We start from the raw sequence: 16,152 nt of genomic DNA, 5'->3' as shown, positions 1-16,152 counted from the left end.
CTACTTGAGGGTCAAGAATCCGCCGTTATCCAAAGATTAATCTTCAAATTTTTCATGATTTTTTTCATAGAAATCAATTAGGCCTAGGGCTGTTTCAAATGAAATATTTTTTACTTTTGCACGACCCTGCGCCAGAGCAATGATAGACATTTCACGCGCATTCGTTTCTTTAGAGATACGGTAGCCTGTGATTTTCTTATCACGAACCCAGCCAACAACTGATTCTACTTTTTCAAAGTTTGACTTAGCCATGTTTTTCTCCTATTTTCTTCTTTACAATATTTAATTGTATACGTTTTTACTACTTTTGTCAATAAAAAAACATATATTCAACAAAAATAATTAGTTCAGAATTTTCTTACTTCCTTTTTAAAGCCGATAATATATAGGTTTTGCTAGCCTCTACACCATAAATATTTGCTAATAAAAATATTGTATTATTACCCTCTTGAGGTGCAAAATTATTCAAGCTCTTAAAAAAATGCTTCCCTATTTCCGTAAGATAGCTTATTTCTTCGATTTAAGAACTGAAGATGACAGCCCTAACCTTTAGAAATCAAAGCCTTCACTAGCTCAAAAACTCCTATCTTTCTTCCTCAAGAAATCATCTGATAGATAGTTATTCCTTATATTATTCAAACTCATCACGCATTTGGATATTGAGGTGCTAGCCTAGAAGCAGACACCCGATTCTCTAAACCATCCTTAATAAAGATGACAAGACAGATAAGCTCAGTCAGTTGCTCATATATCCTTTTAATATGGTATATTTGTCAATAAAAAGAAATCAAATCACATCTTAAAGACCGTGTGAGTTTACTTTTCAAAATAGATGGGAAATCAAAATGAAGGATGGAAATCTGAGCCAAACATCATAAGTGCTATAATGAGCAGAAGTAAGAATTGCACGATAAGCTTCCTAAAACCATAGGAATCGCCCCCTTTCTTCATCTTCATTATAGCACCTATACATCAGTTGTGCAAATAATATGATATTTTTTTATTAGTCCTCAGACAAGCATATTATAAAGCGTTTCATTCCCATTTAAGTTAATATAAGCCGGATCAAAACCTTCCATTCTACGGATCAAACCTGCATAATCATGCTTATCTGCTAAAGCGATCCCAATTAATACTGGGCCTGTTCCCTTGCTAGCTCGTTTGATATACTCAAATCGTGTGATATCATCATTTGGCCCCAGGATATCATTTACAAACTCACGCAAAGCTCCTGGACGCTGTGGAAAATTGACCACAAAGTAATGCTTGATCCCATCATAAATCAAGGCACGCTCTTCCATTTCTGGCATACGGTTGATATCATTATTTCCTCCAGAAATGATACAACAAATGGTTTTCCCCTTGATATATTCAGCTAAAACTTCTAAAGAAGCAATACTAGCCGCTCCAGCAGGTTCTGCAACAATCCCTTGCTTAGAGTAGAGGTCAATCAAGGTTTCAGAAATCAATCCTTCATCGACACCTACCAAAGTTTGAACATGTTGACGAGTTGCCTCATAGGTCAACTGTCCTACCTTTTGCACAGCAATCCCATCCGCAAATTTGTCAATTTCCTTGAGCTTAACAGGCCCACCAGCTTCAAAGGCAGCCTTCATGGAACGCGCTCCATTCGCCTCTACCCCAATGACTTCAATCTCTGGATTTGTTTCTTTGATATAAGTAGAAACTCCGGCAATGAGACCTCCACCACCAACAGGAACCAAGACAGCATCAAAATCAATCGATTCTTTTCGAGCTTCTTCTAAAATCTCATAAGCAACTGTTCCTTGACCTGCCTGGACATGAGCATCATCAAAAGGATCAATAAAGGTACGGTTTTCAGAGACTGTAAATTCTTGAGCTGCTTTAGCTGAAGCATCAAAGGTATCTCCAACTAGTTTAATGGTCACGAAATCCCCACCAAAAAAGCGAACTTGACCAATTTTTTGTTGCGGAGTAGTAATGGGCATAAAGATAGTAGCAGGAATTTTCATCTCATTACAAGTATAGGCAACTCCCTGCGCATGATTTCCCGCAGAAGCGCAAACTACTCCACGTTCACGCTCTTCCTTGCTGAGTTGGGAAATGGCATAATAAGCACCACGAATTTTAAAAGAACGAACACGTTGGGCATTTTCTTTTTTCAAATAAATCTTAGCACCATACTTCTCCGATAAATAATGGTCATAATCAAGCGGTGTATTCACAACCACACCGTTCAAGACCTTGTGAGCCTTGATAATATCTTTTGAACTTAACATATAAAACCTCTTTTTCTATAAAAAACAGTCACTAATGACTGTTTTTTTAGTTATTCATCTCCAAAAACTTCAGCAACACTTTCATGATATTTATGAGCCATACGAATCGAAAACTCTTTAGGAAGTTCATAACGATTTGTAGAAATCCAATCATATAACCATTCTGCCAAACTTTCTTCACTATCATTACGATGGAAGATAAAATAGTTTAAAATTTCTTTATGTTCTACATCATTCAAATCTAACGTGTCTACAAATTGACTACGAGGAACAAAATTAGAATCTAATTTTCTTAGTTGATCTGTCAATTCTCCCAATTGTAAATCCAACTGAAAAAATAGTTTTTGCAGTTGCCTATCAGTTTCATCACATCCTGTCTGGATAGAAAACAAATTGGTAATATTCATATGATTTCAACTCCTAAATAAGTACATCTAATATCCCACGAATAGCTGAAGCTACTATTTTAGCAAAATTCTTTGCTTTCTAATTAGTTATAGATTTTGAATGCATCATCGTCGTTTTTACCAACGAATGGCATTGCTTTACGCAATTCTGCACCAACTTTTTCAATTTCAAGGTTCGCTGCTTGTTCACGGTAAGCAGTCAATTTTGGACGTCCAGCTTTATAGTCATTTACAAAGTCATTTGCAAATTTACCATTTTGGATGTCTGCCAAGACAGCCTTCATATTTTCTTTAACTTGTTCAGTGATTACACGTGGACCTGATACATAGTCACCGTATTCAGCAGTGTTTGAAATAGATTGACGCATTTTCTTGAATCCACCTTCGTAGATCAAGTCAACGATCAATTTCATTTCGTGAAGAACTTCAAAGTAAGCCAATTCTGGAGCGTAACCTGCTTCTGTCAAGACTTCGAAACCTGCTTCGATAAGGGCAGTCAAACCACCACAAAGTACAGCTTGTTCACCAAACAAATCTTCTTCAGTTTCTTCTTTATATGTTGTTTCAAGAAGACCTACACGAGCTGCTCCAACACCTTTACACCAGTCCATAGCAATGTTTTTTGCATTTCCTGTTGCATCTTGGTATACTGCGTAAAGAGCTGGAACACCAAATCCTTCTTCATAAGTACGACGTACCAAGTGTCCTGGTCCTTTAGGAGCACACATAAAGACATCCACATCCGCAGGAACTTTGATAAATTCAAAGTGGATGTTGAAACCATGAGCAAATCCAACTGCGTTTCCAGCTTCCAAGTTTGGAGCGATTTCTGCTTCGTACAATTCTTGTTGGATTTCGTCTGGTGCCAAAATCATGATAACGTCAGCCAATTTAGTAGCTTCTGCTACTGTGTAAGTGTCAAATCCATCTTCTTTTGCTTTATCAAAAGATTTACCTGGACGTACACCGATGATGACATCGCGACCTGAGTCACGCAAGTTTTGAGCATGCGCATGTCCTTGTGAACCATAACCGATAACGGCAATTTTTTTACCGTCAAGTGCTGCTACTTTAACATCTTTTTCGTATTCCATTTGAACTGCCATAGTTTTTCTCTCTTTTCTATTATTTATTGCCTTTTAGGCTGGTTTAACAAATTTAAGTTAGATTTTTAATCGCGGGTAAATCCAGTTGCACCCGTTCGAGCGATATTGCGAATACCGTATGGTCGAATGACTCGCAATAAAGCTTCACTCTTTTCAGCATTTCCTGTCATCTGAATGGTAATCGAGCTTGGCGCTACGTCTACCACTGTTGCACGGAAAGGTTGAATAATTGCTAGAATCTCAGCTCGCTTCTCAGCTGGCGCTGACATCTTAACCAAAATCACCTCGCGCTCCAAATGAGGCTTGTCTGTAATATCACGAATGCGAATCACATCAATCTGACGATTGAGTTGCTTGATGATTTGCTCCACTTCATCATGTGAAGCCACATCAATAATAATGGTGATACGCGATACATTCGGATCTTCTGTTGCTCCAACAGAGATGCTTTCGATATTAACCTGACGACGAGATAGGACACCTGTAAAGCGATTGAGGACTCCTGAACGATTTTGTAGTTTTGCTGTTAACATTCTACGCATGGAACTTCACCCCCAACATCTCATGATTACTCTTACCAGCTGGTACCATTGGTAACACCTGTTCCTTACGAGAAATATCTACCTCGATTAGCATAGGAACATTCTCAGTGATGACTTCAAGGTCTTGAGCCAAGGTCTCAGGATTGTCAAACTTATAGTTTTTAATGCCATAAGCTTGTGCCATCAATTGGAAATCAGGAAGGGTGTCAAAGACTGACTCTGATGTTCTACCTTCATAGAAGGATTCCTGCCACTGGCGAACCATTCCGAGTGAGTGGTTGTTCAGCATAACCACCTTGATTGGCACCTTGTAAATGTTCAAAATAGCCAATTCCTGGTTAGTCATTTGGAAACCGCCATCCCCAACAAACAAGACTACTTCCTTATCTGGGTTAGCAATTTTAGCTCCAATTGCTGCTGGAATTCCAAATCCCATGGTCCCTAAACCACCTGAAGTCACTAACTGACGTTCATTTTGATATGGATAATACTGGGCTGTCCACATTTGGTGTTGACCAACGTCTGTTACCACAATGGCATCTCCATTCGTCAATTCACCAATTCGTTCAATAACGGCTTGCGGTTGAACCACACGCTCTTTCTTGTCATAAGAACGAACGCGGTTCTTGTCTTTAGTAACTTTTTCAATCCATTTCTCAGTATTGTTATGAACTGTTGGTTCTGCCAGCAACATTTGCAAGGCCTTCTTAGCATCTCCAACTACAGGAATATCTGCACTGATAATCTTGCCAATCTCAGCTGGGTCAATATCAATGTGAGCAACCTTGGCATTCTTAGCGAAGGTCTTAGGATTTCCTGTCAAACGGTCATCAAAACGGCAACCAATACTAATCATAAAATCAGCTTCTGTCATGGCAATATTAGCTGCGAATGACCCATGCATGCCTCCCATTCCAAGGAAGAGTGGGTGACTCGTTGCAATCGTTCCTTGTCCTAAAAGGCTGGTTACCACTGGAATCTGATAGCGTTCTGCAAATTCATTTAATTCTGTAGCTGCTTCAGCATAACTAATCCCACCACCAGCTAGCAAGACTGGCTTTTTAGCCTTGGATAATTGCTTCAAAATTTTCTTGATTTGCATATCATTTGGCTCAAGAGTTGGCTGATAGCTTGGGAGGTTCACTTCTGGTGAATAGATGAAGTCCGTTTCTAAAGCAGATACATCTTTAGGTAGGTCAATTACGACTGGCCCTGGGCGACCTGTAGTTGCGATATGGACAGCTTCCGTAATGATTCGAGGGATATCAGCTGTCTCACGAACTTGGTAATTGTACTTAGTGATTGGCATGGTAATTCCCACAATGTCTGCCTCCTGAAAGGCATCTTTCCCAATACCTGCTCGCGCCACCTGACCTGTAAAGACCAAAAGGGGAACGCTATCGCTCATGGCATCCGCAATCCCTGTAATGGCATTTGTTGCTCCCGGTCCGCTAGTGACGACGGCAACACCCAACTTTCCAGTTGATTTGGCATAACCTTCAGCTTCATGCAGACAACCTTGCTCATGGCGTCCTAGAATGTGGCGAATGCCTTTAAAATTATATATCGCATCATAAAAAGGCAAGACTGCACCACCAGGATAACCAAAGATGGTATCAATTCCTAAATCACGAAGTGTTTCCAAAACTAGGTCTGACCCCGTCTTAGGAGATTCTAAACTGATTTTCTCCATTGTTCCCCTTTCTTTCCTCTTAAAAATAACTTGTTACTATCATACCATTTTTTCAAAATTTTTCAAGAGAAAAGAAGCAATTTTCTGAATTTTCTATTTTAACGTTTATTTATGAATGTTATTTTTATTTTTATTAAAAAGATACCGATTTTATTATTTAAAAAAGAAAAAAGAACTGATTTCTCAGTTCTTCATCAATCTTATTCCACACTAAATAGGTATGGGTAAACTGGTTGTTGACCTTGGTGAATCTCGACTTCAACGTCTTCGAATTCTTCTGCGATTTCTTGGGCAATCTCATTGGCAAGTTCTTCGCTTCCGTCTTCACCGACATAGAAAGTTACGATTTCACTATCTTCATCCAACATATGTTTCAATGTTTCAGTCAAAGTTTGGTGCATGTCAGGGTTTGAAACAAGAATTTTCCCATCCACCATACCAAGGTTATCGTTTTCATGGATTTCTAAACCATCGATGGTTGTATCACGAACGGCTGTTGTGACGCTTCCGCTAACAACATCGCTAAGAGCAGCAGTCATACGCTCTTGGTTTTCTTCGATGGACTTGCTTGAATCAAAGGCAAGAAGACTTGTCAACCCTTGTGGCAAAGTACGAGACTCTACCACTACTGCTGGTTGCTCTAAAACTTCTGCTGCAGATTGAGCTGCCATGAAGATGTTTTTGTTGTTTGGCAGGAAGATGATGTTACGAGCATTGACCTGTTCAACAGCCTTGATAAAGTCTTCAGTTGAAGGGTTCATAGTTTGACCGCCTTCAATAACATAATCCACGCCTTGAGAACGGAAGATATCTGCTAAACCTTTACCAGCAACGACAGCAATCAAAGCATACTCTTTTTCTTCAGCTGGTTTGCTAACTTGAGCAGCTTCTTTCTCAACCTGGGCTTCGTGTTGGTTACGCATATTGTCAACTTTTACCTTGACCAAGCTACCATATTTGAGACCTTCTTGCATGACAAGTCCTGGATCTTCTGTATGGACATGGACTTTGACAATTTCATCATCATTGACAACAAGGAGAGAATCCCCAAGTTCATTCAAGTAGTTACGGAACTCGTCGTAATCAAAATCTTTGGCATAGGTTGGACCTTGCTTAAGAGCTACCATGATTTCAGTACAGTAACCAAAGGTAATGTCCTCAGTCGCTACGTGACCAGCTACAGACTTGTGGTGCTCCGCATTGATCATCTCACTCATGTTGGCAGGAGTGGCTACAAAGTCCTCAGATGCAATATATTCGCCAGTAAGGGCTGAAAGGAAACCTTCGTAGATAAAGACCAATCCTTGACCACCTGAGTCCACAACACCAACTTCCTTCAAGACTGGAAGCATGTCTGGCGTTTTAGCTAGAGCTGTTTTAGCACCTTCCAAGGCTGCACGCATGACTTCAACAGCGTCATCTGTTTGCTCAGCTTTTTTCTTAGCACCGATAGCAGCCCCACGAGAAACTGTCAAAATCGTTCCTTCAACTGGTTTCATAACTGCCTTATAGGCAACTTCCACACCTGATTGGAAAGCAAGGGCCAAGTCTTGACCTGTTAACTCGTCTTTATCCTTGATGGCTTGTGAAAATCCACGGAAAAGCTGAGACGTAATAACACCTGAGTTCCCACGCGCACCCATCAAAAGCCCTTTAGCAAGAATGCTCGCTACCTCGCCAACTGTAGAAGCTGGCTTGTCTGCAACTTCCTTAGCACCATTTTCAATGGTCATTCCCATATTTGTCCCAGTATCTCCATCTGGAACTGGAAAGACGTTTAATGAATTGACATATTCAGCTTGCTTATTCAAGCGAGTTGATGCAGCCTGCACCATTTCTTGAAATAAGCTAGTAGTAATTTTTGACACGGTTATTCTCCTACAACTTTGATATTTTGAATGTAGACATTTACAGTCTGAGCAGTAATTCCAAGTTGGTTTTCCAAACTAAAACGAACACGCTCTTGAATGTTTTTTGACACTTCGCTAATCTTTGTTCCGTAGCTCAACACGGTATATACATCAACTGCAATACTGCCATCTTCGGCTGCCTTTACAACAACACCTTTGGAATAATTTTCCTTACCTAGAAGGGCTTGGAAATTATCTTTGAGGGCTTTTTTACTAGCCATACCGACCACACCAAAAATCTCAGTTGTTGCACCACCTACGATAGTTGCAATCACTTCATCTGTTAGTTCGATTTGACCATCTTTTGTATTAATTTTTACAGTCATCCTTTTTACCTCAACTAGTTGATACTCTATTTTATCATATTTCAGCCCAAGTGTAAAAGCAGAATACTGTATCAGCGGATATTTACTCTATTTTTTTATACCCACAATAAAAGAAAAAAGACCCTAAGGTCTCCTTTACTTTTATTATTAAACGCGTTCAACTTTACCTGATTTCAAAGCACGAGCTGAAGCCCAAACTTTTTTAGGTTTACCATCGATAAGAACAGTAACTTTTTGAAGGTTTGGTTTTACGGCACGTTTTGTTTGGTTCATCGCGTGTGAACGGTTGTTTCCTGATACAGTCTTACGACCTGTAAAGTAACATACTTTAGCCATTGTGTTTTCCTCCTATTAGATCTAATATAGCGGATGTGCTAGCACCACATACCGTACTATGTTATCACACTTTCTTCATTTTTGCAAGGGAATTGGAAGATTTTTTTATTTAACGTAGACAACTCCCAATTTCCCAAAAGCCACATCTCCACGGATAATCAAGGTTTTGCTGGTTGGGGCTAGAGAAGTATCTGCCTTGGCTACACCACAGAAAGTTTCCACCTTCAAATCAACTCTCCAGTGTTGGGGAACATAGATAACTGCATTGCCAAAACCAACTTCTACTTTCAGGGTTGCAGTATCTCCTAACATCTCTGCATTGTCATAATATATCTTGGCATTTCCAAAACCAACTTCTACTTGGTCTTCTACCAATTCTTGGTTTTGCTTGTAGAAAGTCCCAGTCCCAAAAGCGACTTCCTTATCTGTAAGAATGGTCTTTTCACCATCATACCACCATTTTTTCCCATTCCAAGTTCTGTTAGAATGAGTGAGTGCGCTGACACCCATTACGATTAAAATACTAGCCCAGAACAATGACTGATTTGGAATCGGTAAAATATCATAAAAGTGGTTAGCAATCATTAAGGCTACTAAAGTTGTAAAAACTGCTGATGTCAGATGACGACGAAGCAAAGCTTCAACTGATTGATAGGCAAAAAATGCAATACCAAGTAAAGGCCATATTTTACCATCCAAAGAAGGAATGCCAAAATTTCCTTGCAACAAAATCCAGGCCGCTAAAACCAATAAAACAATACCAAATGCTTTCTTTTTCATGTTCTTACCTCATGTTTCTTAGATTTTCTTTTAGGAGGGATTGGTAATGTCGTGAGACATGAACCTCCTTGTGGGTTTGATAAAAGGAAATGGTGCCCGTTCCTGAAAAGGACTTGTCAACCGAGTAAACTTGCCGAATATTAGCAATGGTCGACTTGGATACCCGACTAAAATAACGAGGAAGGATAGACTCTAACTCATAGAGTTTAAGCCGAATCTCGTAGGCATCTTTCTGGGTATGGGCATAAATCTTGCTACCTTCCGTCTCAAAGAAGAGAATTTCCGACAAGTCCAGATAATATTCACCTGTTCCCTTGTAAAAAATCAACCGAGGAGACTTGGACTCTTGTAAGAGTCGCTGTAATTCCGCAATCTCGTCTGTCAAAGCCGCTGCCTTGATGACAATTTCAGTTTCCTCTAAATTGCTGTCAATTTCGATTCGTAACTTCATTCCATCTCCTTTCTGACTCTACTATATCAAAGGAAAAATAAGAAAACAAGAGCAAAAAAGCAAGTGGTTACTTTAGACCCGTAAGTGGTTCTAGGACCGCCTTATACTCTTCGAAAATCAAATTCAAACCACGTCAGCGTCGCCTTACCGTACTCAAGTACAGCTTGCGGCTAGCTTCCTAGTTTGCTCTTTGATTTTCATTGAGTATTAACTTACAGGTCAAAATAGAAAGAAAAGCACACCCCACACAAGACCACAAATATAACCAACTACTACATCCTTGGGATAATGCACGCCACCTAGGACTCGCACAAGTCCGAGGAGGGCTGACAAGACTAACAAAACAACCCCTACAGATAAACTAGCATGAAAGTAAGCCATAGAAATAATGGTTGCTGAAAAGACATGACGGCTGGGCATAGACTGACCAGGACTATCTCTGTCTAGTAGCGGGACAATTTCCCAAACTTCATAAGGCCTAGGGGCATTGATTTTCTTACGGAGGAAGGACAAAATCACAAAACCTGATGCAGGGATAAACACATACATCAAGACCTGTTTCCCAAGTCCTTGTTGGAGATAGATAATTGCTAACAAGGTCAGATAAACTATAGGCATAACTACTGTCATGAACCGATTGAAAGTTCTTAACAAGCTCAGAAGAAAGGGCTTATTTTCAATGTTACCAGCAATGTGGTCATACCATTCTTGATAATTTTTCATATATTTTCTCATCACTTACTCAAATTTTGCTTATAGGGAAGCACTTGTCTTCTAGTATAGTGCAGAAAAAGAAGGCCGTCAAGCCTTCTTTCGATTTATTCTTCTGCTTCGTCTTCTGTAAATTGACTGTTGTAGAGGTCAGCGTAGAAGCCTCCTTGTGCCATCAACTCATCATGATTGCCTTGCTCAATGATATTGCCATCTTTCATGACAAGGATCAAGTCAGCATTTCGGATAGTTGACAAGCGGTGGGCGATGACAAAGGAAGTTCTGCCATCCATCAAACGATCCATAGCTTTCTGAATCAATTCCTCCGTCCGAGTATCAACAGAAGAAGTCGCCTCATCCAAAATCAAGAGTGGTGCATCTTTCAGCAAAGCACGAGCGATAGTCAAGAGTTGTTTTTGTCCGACAGACAAGGTCACCGTGTCGTCCAAGACGGTATCATAACCATCTGGTAGGGTCATGATAAAGTGGTGAATTCCTACAGACTTGCTGGCTTCAATCACGCGCTCATCACTAATACCCTCTTGGTTATAGATAAGATTGTCGCGAATGGTTCCTTCAAAGAGCCAAGTATCCTGCAAGACCATTGAAAAAGCATCGTGCACTTCCGAACGCTTCATCTCCTTGGTATCCACGCCATCGATGCGGATACTTCCCTTATCGATCTCATAGAACTTCATCAAAAGATTGACAATGGTTGTCTTACCAGCTCCTGTCGGTCCGACAATGGCAACCTTTTGACCTGCATGAGCAGTCGCAGAAAAATCATGAATAATGGTTCGCTCTGGTGTGTAGCCAAAGGAAACTCGATCAAAGACCACTTGACCTTTCATATCGCTCAATTGTCTTTCTTTATGGGATTCATCTTCCATTTCCTCTTCAGCTAGAAATTCGAAGACACGCCCCATGGCTGCGCTAGCCTGCTGCAAACTAGTAATACCTTGAGCAATTTGAGAAAGGGGCTGAGAAAAGATACGAACGTAGGCCATAAAGGCAACGATAATCCCGATACTAATCTTCCCATTCAAGGCCAAGGCTGCACCAACGATAATCACTAGGGCATAGCTAAAGTTCCCAATAAACATCATAATCGGCATCATAATCCCTGAAATAAACTGAGATTTCCAGATGCTGTCATACAGACGATGATTTAATGTCGCAAATTCTTCTTTGATGCTCTCAATAGCATTGTAACTGGTCACCACATTATGGCCAGAGTACATTTCCTCCACATAGCCATTTACAGCCGCCAAATCCTGTTGCTGACTCTTAAAGAAACCTTGCGATTTGCCCATAAAGACGGACACGAAAGCAAAACCGATAAGAGTTGACACAACCGTCACCAAGGCTAAAATCCAGTTCATCCCAAACATGGTTACCAAGACTGCCACGACCAGTAAACTAGATGAAAGAACTGTTCCCAGACTTTGATTGAGGGACTGGGCTGCAGTGTCAACATCATTGGTTACACGAGACAAGGTATCTCCTTGAGAGTGTCCATCAAAATATCCCAATGGTAGGCTATTGATTTTCTCTGCAATGGCTCTTCTCAAACGCTCTGAAAAACGTTGAATGGCTGTTGTAAACAGAAAGGCCTGCAAATAATTGGATAGAAGTCCGATCACATAAATCACGGCCAAAAAACCACCAATAGCTGCAACCGCCGCGACATCCACACTAGTTCCCAGACCATTTGCAATGATATTGGTCATTTCCTTGATGCGGGTTGGCCCATATACAGTAATGATATTGGATCCGATTGTTGCTAGAAAGGCTATCAGAAGGGCAAACTGGAGGCCTGCAAGATAGGGTTTACTCTGTTTCCAGAGAGACATTTTCTTATTTTCCATGTTCCAATTCCTCCTTCGATAGTTGTGAGTAGGCGATTTCTTGGTAAACTTCGTTATTTGCTAGAAGTTCCTTGTGGGTGCCTTGTCCCACGACTTTTCCTTGATCCAAGACCAAAATCAAATCTGCATCCATAATCGTTGAAATGCGTTGTGCAACGATAAGCTTGGTCATAGACTTGGTTTTCTCTGCTAGCTCTTGGCGTAGGACACGGTCTGTCTTGTAGTCCAAGGCTGAGAAGGAGTCATCAAAGATGAGGATTTCTGGCTTCCGAGCTAAGGCACGCGCAATGGCCAGACGCTGTCTTTGTCCACCTGAGAAGTTGGTTCCTCCTTGGGCTACTTCTGACTCTAAGCCCGCTTCCTTGTCTTCAATAAAGTTCTTAGACTGGGCCAATTCTAAGGCTTTCCACATGGCTTGTTCACTAAGCGGTGTTTCTTGGCTACGTCCAAAGTCTAGATTGCCCTTGACATCCCCAGAAAAAAGTACAGCTTTTTGTGGAATATAACCAACCTTATTACGCAAATCTTCCAAGTCATAGTCTTGAACATTGACACCGTCCACTAGAATTTCTCCTGCTGATACGTCATAGAAACGTGGAATCAGATTGACCAGAGTTGATTTACCAGAACCCGTTGAGCCGATAAAGGCCACTGTTTGGCCAGCTTCTGCTTTAAAGCTAACATGCTCAATAACTGCCTCCGAATTTGCCGCATAGCGGAAGGTCACATCCTTAAATTCGACCTGACCTTTGAGCTTTTCATCAGCCAGCTGCACTTGAGCAGGGTTGTGGATAGAAGAATACAGATCTAAAACCTGGTTGATCCGCTTAGCAGAGACCATAGTTCGGGGAAGAACGATGAAGAGTGCTCCCATGAGAAGGAAGCCCATGACAACCTGCATGGCATAAGACATGAAAACAATCATGTCACTAAAGAGAGGCAGACGCGCTATCGGAGCAGCGTCGTTAATCACATAAGCCCCAATCCAGTAAATCGCCACACTCAAACCACTTGAAATCCCCATCATGATAGGATTCAAAATAGCCATAAGACGGTTGACAAACAAATTCAAGCGTGTCAATTCATCATTTGCTGCTGCAAATTTTTCATTTTGGTATTCTTCAGCATTGTAGGCGCGAACGACACGAATACCTGTTAAACTCTCACGAGTGATACTGTTCAATTTATCTGTCAGCCCCTGAATCAAGGACTGTTTTGGAAAGGCTAGCGTCATCAAAACAGTCGTCATCAGGACGTTGACAATCACTGCCACAAGTACGGCCCAGAGCCAGTATTATGAATGGCCTAAAATCTTCCCAATAGCCCAGATAGCCATAATTGGACCACGCGTTACCACTTGCAAGCCCATGGTAATCAACATTTGAACTTGAGTAATGTCATTGGTAGTACGCGTCAAGAGACTGGGAATAGAGAATTTCTTAATCTCTGTCTGCGAGTAATCCAAAACTCGGTTAAAAATATCACTTCTCAGCCTACTAGTATAAGAAGCCGCCACTCGGGATGCAAAAAATCCAACTGCAACTACGGACAAGAAGGCAAGAAAGGACATTCCCACCATCATGCTTGCTGGCTGCCACAACTCATCTAAATTAGTTCCTTGACTACCTAGCAAATCCGTAATTTTCGAGATATAGGTCGGCACTTCCAACTCCAGATAGACCGAAAAGCAAGTAAAGAGAATGGCTAGTAAAATCATCCCCCATTCTTTTCTACTAATTCGTTTGGCTAATTTCTTCATTCTCTCCTCCTATTCCCTTGATATTTGCCTGTAGTTGACCGAGAACTTTCTCAAAAATCAGTAATTCATCTTCATCAATGTCTTCCATCAACTGCTTGTCTATCCGTTCAAAAAAAGCCTTAACCTGTTGCATCTGAGAACGTGCTTTGTCCGTCAAACGAACAAATTTTGCCCGCTTATCGCTAGGACTCGCCTCCAATTCCACCAAACCATTTTGCACCATACGCTTGACCAAATTACTAGCAACAGACTTGGTAATATTGAGTTCCTGCTCGATATCCTTAATCAGGACCAGTTCCTCTTTTTGTTCACAATGATCCAAAAAACGCACAACCTGACCTTGAGGCCCACCCATAAATTCAATACCACAACTTTTGGCTTCCTTTTGCACCATCAGGTGAATCTGATGACCAAAACGCTTAAAGACCAACATGGGTTTATCCATACTAATTCCTTTCTAACTATCACATTTAGTTCTCCTAGGAACTAAATAAGTTTCCATGAGAACTATTTTACCACTTTAAAAAGAGATGTCAAGAAAAAGTTTCCTAGAGAACTATTTTCTTGATTCAAAAAATCCCAAGTGATTTTTTCACTTAGGATCATGTTCTCTAGGTTAAATTAGAACCCGTCTACATTTGTGTAGATTTTTTGTACGTCTTCGTCGTCTTCAAGGACACTGTAAAGTTTTTCAAAGGTTTCAAGGTCATCGCCTGACAATTCCACTTCTGACTGAGGAATCATTTCCAATTCAGTCACTTGGAATTCTTCGACACCTGACTCACGAAGGGCAACGATAGCCTTGTGAAGGTCAGTTGGAGCTGTATAAACTGTGATTGTACCTTCTTCTGCTTCTACATCGTCCACATCCACATCTGCTTCAAGCAATTGCTCAAAGACTGCATCGGCATCTTCACCTGCAAATACGATAACTCCCTTGTTGTCAAAGAGGTATGAAACCGAACCTGAAGCGCCCATGTTCCCGCCGTTTTTACCAAAGGCTGCACGGACATTGGCCGCTGTACGGTTAACGTTTGAAGTCAAAGTATCAACAATCAGCATAGAACCATTTGGTCCAAAACCTTCGTAACGTCCTTCTGTAAAGGTTTCGTCTGTGTTTCCTTTAGCCTTGTCCAAAGCTTTATCGATAACGTGTTTTGGCACTTGGGCTTGTTTGGCACGGTCGATAACGAATTTCAAAGCTGAGTTTGATTCTGGATCTGGATCACCTTTTTTAGCTGCTACATAGATTTCTACACCAAATTTTGCATATACTTTAGAGTTAGCTCCATCTTTAGCCGTTTTCTTGGCTACGATATTGGCCCATTTACGTCCCATTAGGAATCTCCTTTTTTCACATTTTAATCTTTCTTATTATAACACAAGTTTTTTCGATTTTCACTAGAGGAAATGGATTTTATTTAGCAAATACAGCTAGGAGAGCACTTTTGTTGCCAAGATGACCTTGCCTTTCCATCCTTATCAACATTCAAAAAACAAACTAGACCATTATCTACAAATAGAAAGTTTCAGCCAAGTTTGACAAAGTCCGCTCAAACTACTGTTTAGAGTTTGTAGATATAAGCGATAAAAACCATTATACTGCACCTTTTGTTGACAGTCTACTCCAGACATATCATAGTTCAAGTAAATACTTTGAAATCCAACAGTTCTTATAGGCGCTATTGTATTCTAAGAAATCAATAGAAGAGTTTCTAAACAAAACCATAATTTATGTGTTCCTGAAACAGAAATCTATGCTCTTTTTGATTTCACATGATACTGAAGTTAGACTAGTACAACGGAACTTCTAAAACAAGCAAAAGGTAGCTAACTCCCTGTATAGCAAGGAATTTCACTACCCTTTTTACTTTTTCTTACAGCCCCTGTTTGATAGACTCATTTTAACATCACAAGCATACTCCAATGGAAATCGCGCTAGGCAAGAGATAAACTTTCAGATATTCACAGAGAGATCATCGCCTCTTTTTGTCGCAAACAT

General features: G+C 40.5%; 15 protein-coding genes and 2 pseudogenes. All 17 read right to left on the bottom strand.

Annotation, left to right across the window (positions count from 1 at the left end):
- Nucleotides 1–36: 36 nt before the first annotated feature.
- Nucleotides 37–252: a hypothetical protein gene (locus HT724_RS08820; protein WP_001130036.1), complete on the bottom strand. Its 216-nt coding sequence runs from the start codon at nt 250–252 to the stop codon at nt 37–39.
- Nucleotides 253–358: 106 nt separating this feature from the next.
- Nucleotides 359–472, bottom strand: a pseudogene (locus HT724_RS10330) (SPFH domain-containing protein); the annotation flags it as partial.
- Nucleotides 473–1,010: 538 nt separating this feature from the next.
- Nucleotides 1,011–2,261 carry a threonine ammonia-lyase IlvA gene (gene ilvA / locus HT724_RS08815; protein WP_050242204.1) on the bottom strand — a complete coding sequence of 417 codons (1,251 nt, stop codon included), beginning with the start codon at nt 2,259–2,261 and terminating at the stop codon, nt 1,011–1,013.
- A 50-nt stretch (nt 2,262–2,311) separates the two neighbouring features.
- Nucleotides 2,312–2,668: a ketol-acid reductoisomerase gene (locus tag HT724_RS08810; protein WP_173276296.1), complete on the bottom strand. Its 357-nt coding sequence runs from the start codon at nt 2,666–2,668 to the stop codon at nt 2,312–2,314.
- Between the two features lie 83 nt (nt 2,669–2,751).
- Nucleotides 2,752–3,774, bottom strand: coding sequence for a ketol-acid reductoisomerase (gene ilvC / locus HT724_RS08805; protein ID WP_000290683.1), 1,023 nt, complete (start codon nt 3,772–3,774; stop codon nt 2,752–2,754).
- 65 nt (nt 3,775–3,839) lie between these two features.
- Nucleotides 3,840–4,316 carry an acetolactate synthase small subunit gene (ilvN, locus tag HT724_RS08800; RefSeq protein WP_001253803.1) on the bottom strand — a complete coding sequence of 159 codons (477 nt, stop codon included), beginning with the start codon at nt 4,314–4,316 and terminating at the stop codon, nt 3,840–3,842.
- On the bottom strand, nt 4,309–6,009 hold the full coding sequence (locus HT724_RS08795) for an acetolactate synthase large subunit (protein ID WP_000411738.1): 1,701 nt from the start codon (nt 6,007–6,009) through the stop codon (nt 4,309–4,311). The genes ilvN and HT724_RS08795 overlap by 8 nt, the downstream gene beginning before the upstream one ends.
- A gap of 200 nt (nt 6,010–6,209) precedes the next feature.
- Nucleotides 6,210–7,877, bottom strand: coding sequence for a DAK2 domain-containing protein (locus HT724_RS08790; protein ID WP_173276295.1), 1,668 nt, complete (start codon nt 7,875–7,877; stop codon nt 6,210–6,212).
- 2 nt (nt 7,878–7,879) lie between these two features.
- Nucleotides 7,880–8,245, bottom strand: coding sequence for an Asp23/Gls24 family envelope stress response protein (locus HT724_RS08785; protein WP_077804357.1), 366 nt, complete (start codon nt 8,243–8,245; stop codon nt 7,880–7,882).
- A 147-nt stretch (nt 8,246–8,392) separates the two neighbouring features.
- Nucleotides 8,393–8,581: a 50S ribosomal protein L28 gene (gene rpmB / locus HT724_RS08780; RefSeq protein WP_001140948.1), complete on the bottom strand. Its 189-nt coding sequence runs from the start codon at nt 8,579–8,581 to the stop codon at nt 8,393–8,395.
- A gap of 105 nt (nt 8,582–8,686) precedes the next feature.
- Entirely contained in the window at nt 8,687–9,361 is a 675-nt protein-coding gene (locus tag HT724_RS08775) for a hypothetical protein (RefSeq protein WP_057488297.1), read from the bottom strand.
- 4 nt (nt 9,362–9,365) lie between these two features.
- Nucleotides 9,366–9,812 carry a LytTR family DNA-binding domain-containing protein gene (locus HT724_RS08770; protein WP_173276294.1) on the bottom strand — a complete coding sequence of 149 codons (447 nt, stop codon included), beginning with the start codon at nt 9,810–9,812 and terminating at the stop codon, nt 9,366–9,368.
- A 219-nt stretch (nt 9,813–10,031) separates the two neighbouring features.
- Nucleotides 10,032–10,535, bottom strand: a complete 504-nt coding sequence (locus HT724_RS08765) for a phosphatase PAP2 family protein (protein WP_173276293.1) — start codon at nt 10,533–10,535, stop codon at nt 10,032–10,034.
- Between the two features lie 95 nt (nt 10,536–10,630).
- Nucleotides 10,631–12,391, bottom strand: a complete 1,761-nt coding sequence (locus tag HT724_RS08760) for an ABC transporter ATP-binding protein (protein ID WP_173276292.1) — start codon at nt 12,389–12,391, stop codon at nt 10,631–10,633.
- Nucleotides 12,381–14,150: pseudogene (locus HT724_RS08755) on the bottom strand (ABC transporter ATP-binding protein). The gene HT724_RS08760 and the pseudogene HT724_RS08755 overlap by 11 nt, the downstream one beginning before the upstream one ends.
- A complete protein-coding gene (locus HT724_RS08745; RefSeq protein ID WP_173276289.1) occupies nt 14,125–14,595 on the bottom strand; it encodes a MarR family winged helix-turn-helix transcriptional regulator in 471 nt (156 codons plus the stop codon). The pseudogene HT724_RS08755 and the gene HT724_RS08745 overlap by 26 nt, the downstream one beginning before the upstream one ends.
- Nucleotides 14,596–14,771: 176 nt before the next feature.
- Nucleotides 14,772–15,488, bottom strand: a complete 717-nt coding sequence (locus HT724_RS08740; RefSeq protein ID WP_000532883.1) for a YebC/PmpR family DNA-binding transcriptional regulator — start codon at nt 15,486–15,488, stop codon at nt 14,772–14,774.
- Nucleotides 15,489–16,152 lie beyond the last annotated feature (664 nt).

The organism is Streptococcus sp. k-402, assembly GCF_013277515.1.
Lineage (GTDB): Bacteria > Bacillota > Bacilli > Lactobacillales > Streptococcaceae > Streptococcus.
The sequence above is the reverse complement of the archived record's forward strand: the minus strand, read 5'-3'. Positions and strand labels throughout refer to the sequence as shown.

Bases quoted from the DNA above. Each gene is read 5' to 3' on its own strand.
- HT724_RS08820 (WP_001130036.1), bottom strand. From the start codon at position 252: ATGGCTAAGTCAAACTTTGAAAAAGTAGAATCAGTTGTTGGCTGGGTT.
- ilvA (WP_050242204.1), bottom strand. From the start codon at position 2,261: ATGTTAAGTTCAAAAGATATTATCAAGGCTCACAAGGTCTTGAACGGT.
- HT724_RS08810 (WP_173276296.1), bottom strand. From the start codon at position 2,668: ATGAATATTACCAATTTGTTTTCTATCCAGACAGGATGTGATGAAACT.
- ilvC (WP_000290683.1), bottom strand. From the start codon at position 3,774: ATGGCAGTTCAAATGGAATACGAAAAAGATGTTAAAGTAGCAGCACTT.
- ilvN (WP_001253803.1), bottom strand. From the start codon at position 4,316: ATGCGTAGAATGTTAACAGCAAAACTACAAAATCGTTCAGGAGTCCTC.
- HT724_RS08795 (WP_000411738.1), bottom strand. From the start codon at position 6,009: ATGGAGAAAATCAGTTTAGAATCTCCTAAGACGGGGTCAGACCTAGTT.
- HT724_RS08785 (WP_077804357.1), bottom strand. From the start codon at position 8,245: ATGACTGTAAAAATTAATACAAAAGATGGTCAAATCGAACTAACAGAT.
- rpmB (WP_001140948.1), bottom strand. From the start codon at position 8,581: ATGGCTAAAGTATGTTACTTTACAGGTCGTAAGACTGTATCAGGAAAC.
- HT724_RS08775 (WP_057488297.1), bottom strand. From the start codon at position 9,361: ATGAAAAAGAAAGCATTTGGTATTGTTTTATTGGTTTTAGCGGCCTGG.
- HT724_RS08770 (WP_173276294.1), bottom strand. From the start codon at position 9,812: ATGAAGTTACGAATCGAAATTGACAGCAATTTAGAGGAAACTGAAATT.
- HT724_RS08765 (WP_173276293.1), bottom strand. From the start codon at position 10,535: ATGAAAAATTATCAAGAATGGTATGACCACATTGCTGGTAACATTGAA.
- HT724_RS08760 (WP_173276292.1), bottom strand. From the start codon at position 12,391: ATGGAAAATAAGAAAATGTCTCTCTGGAAACAGAGTAAACCCTATCTT.
- HT724_RS08745 (WP_173276289.1), bottom strand. From the start codon at position 14,595: ATGGATAAACCCATGTTGGTCTTTAAGCGTTTTGGTCATCAGATTCAC.
- HT724_RS08740 (WP_000532883.1), bottom strand. From the start codon at position 15,488: ATGGGACGTAAATGGGCCAATATCGTAGCCAAGAAAACGGCTAAAGAT.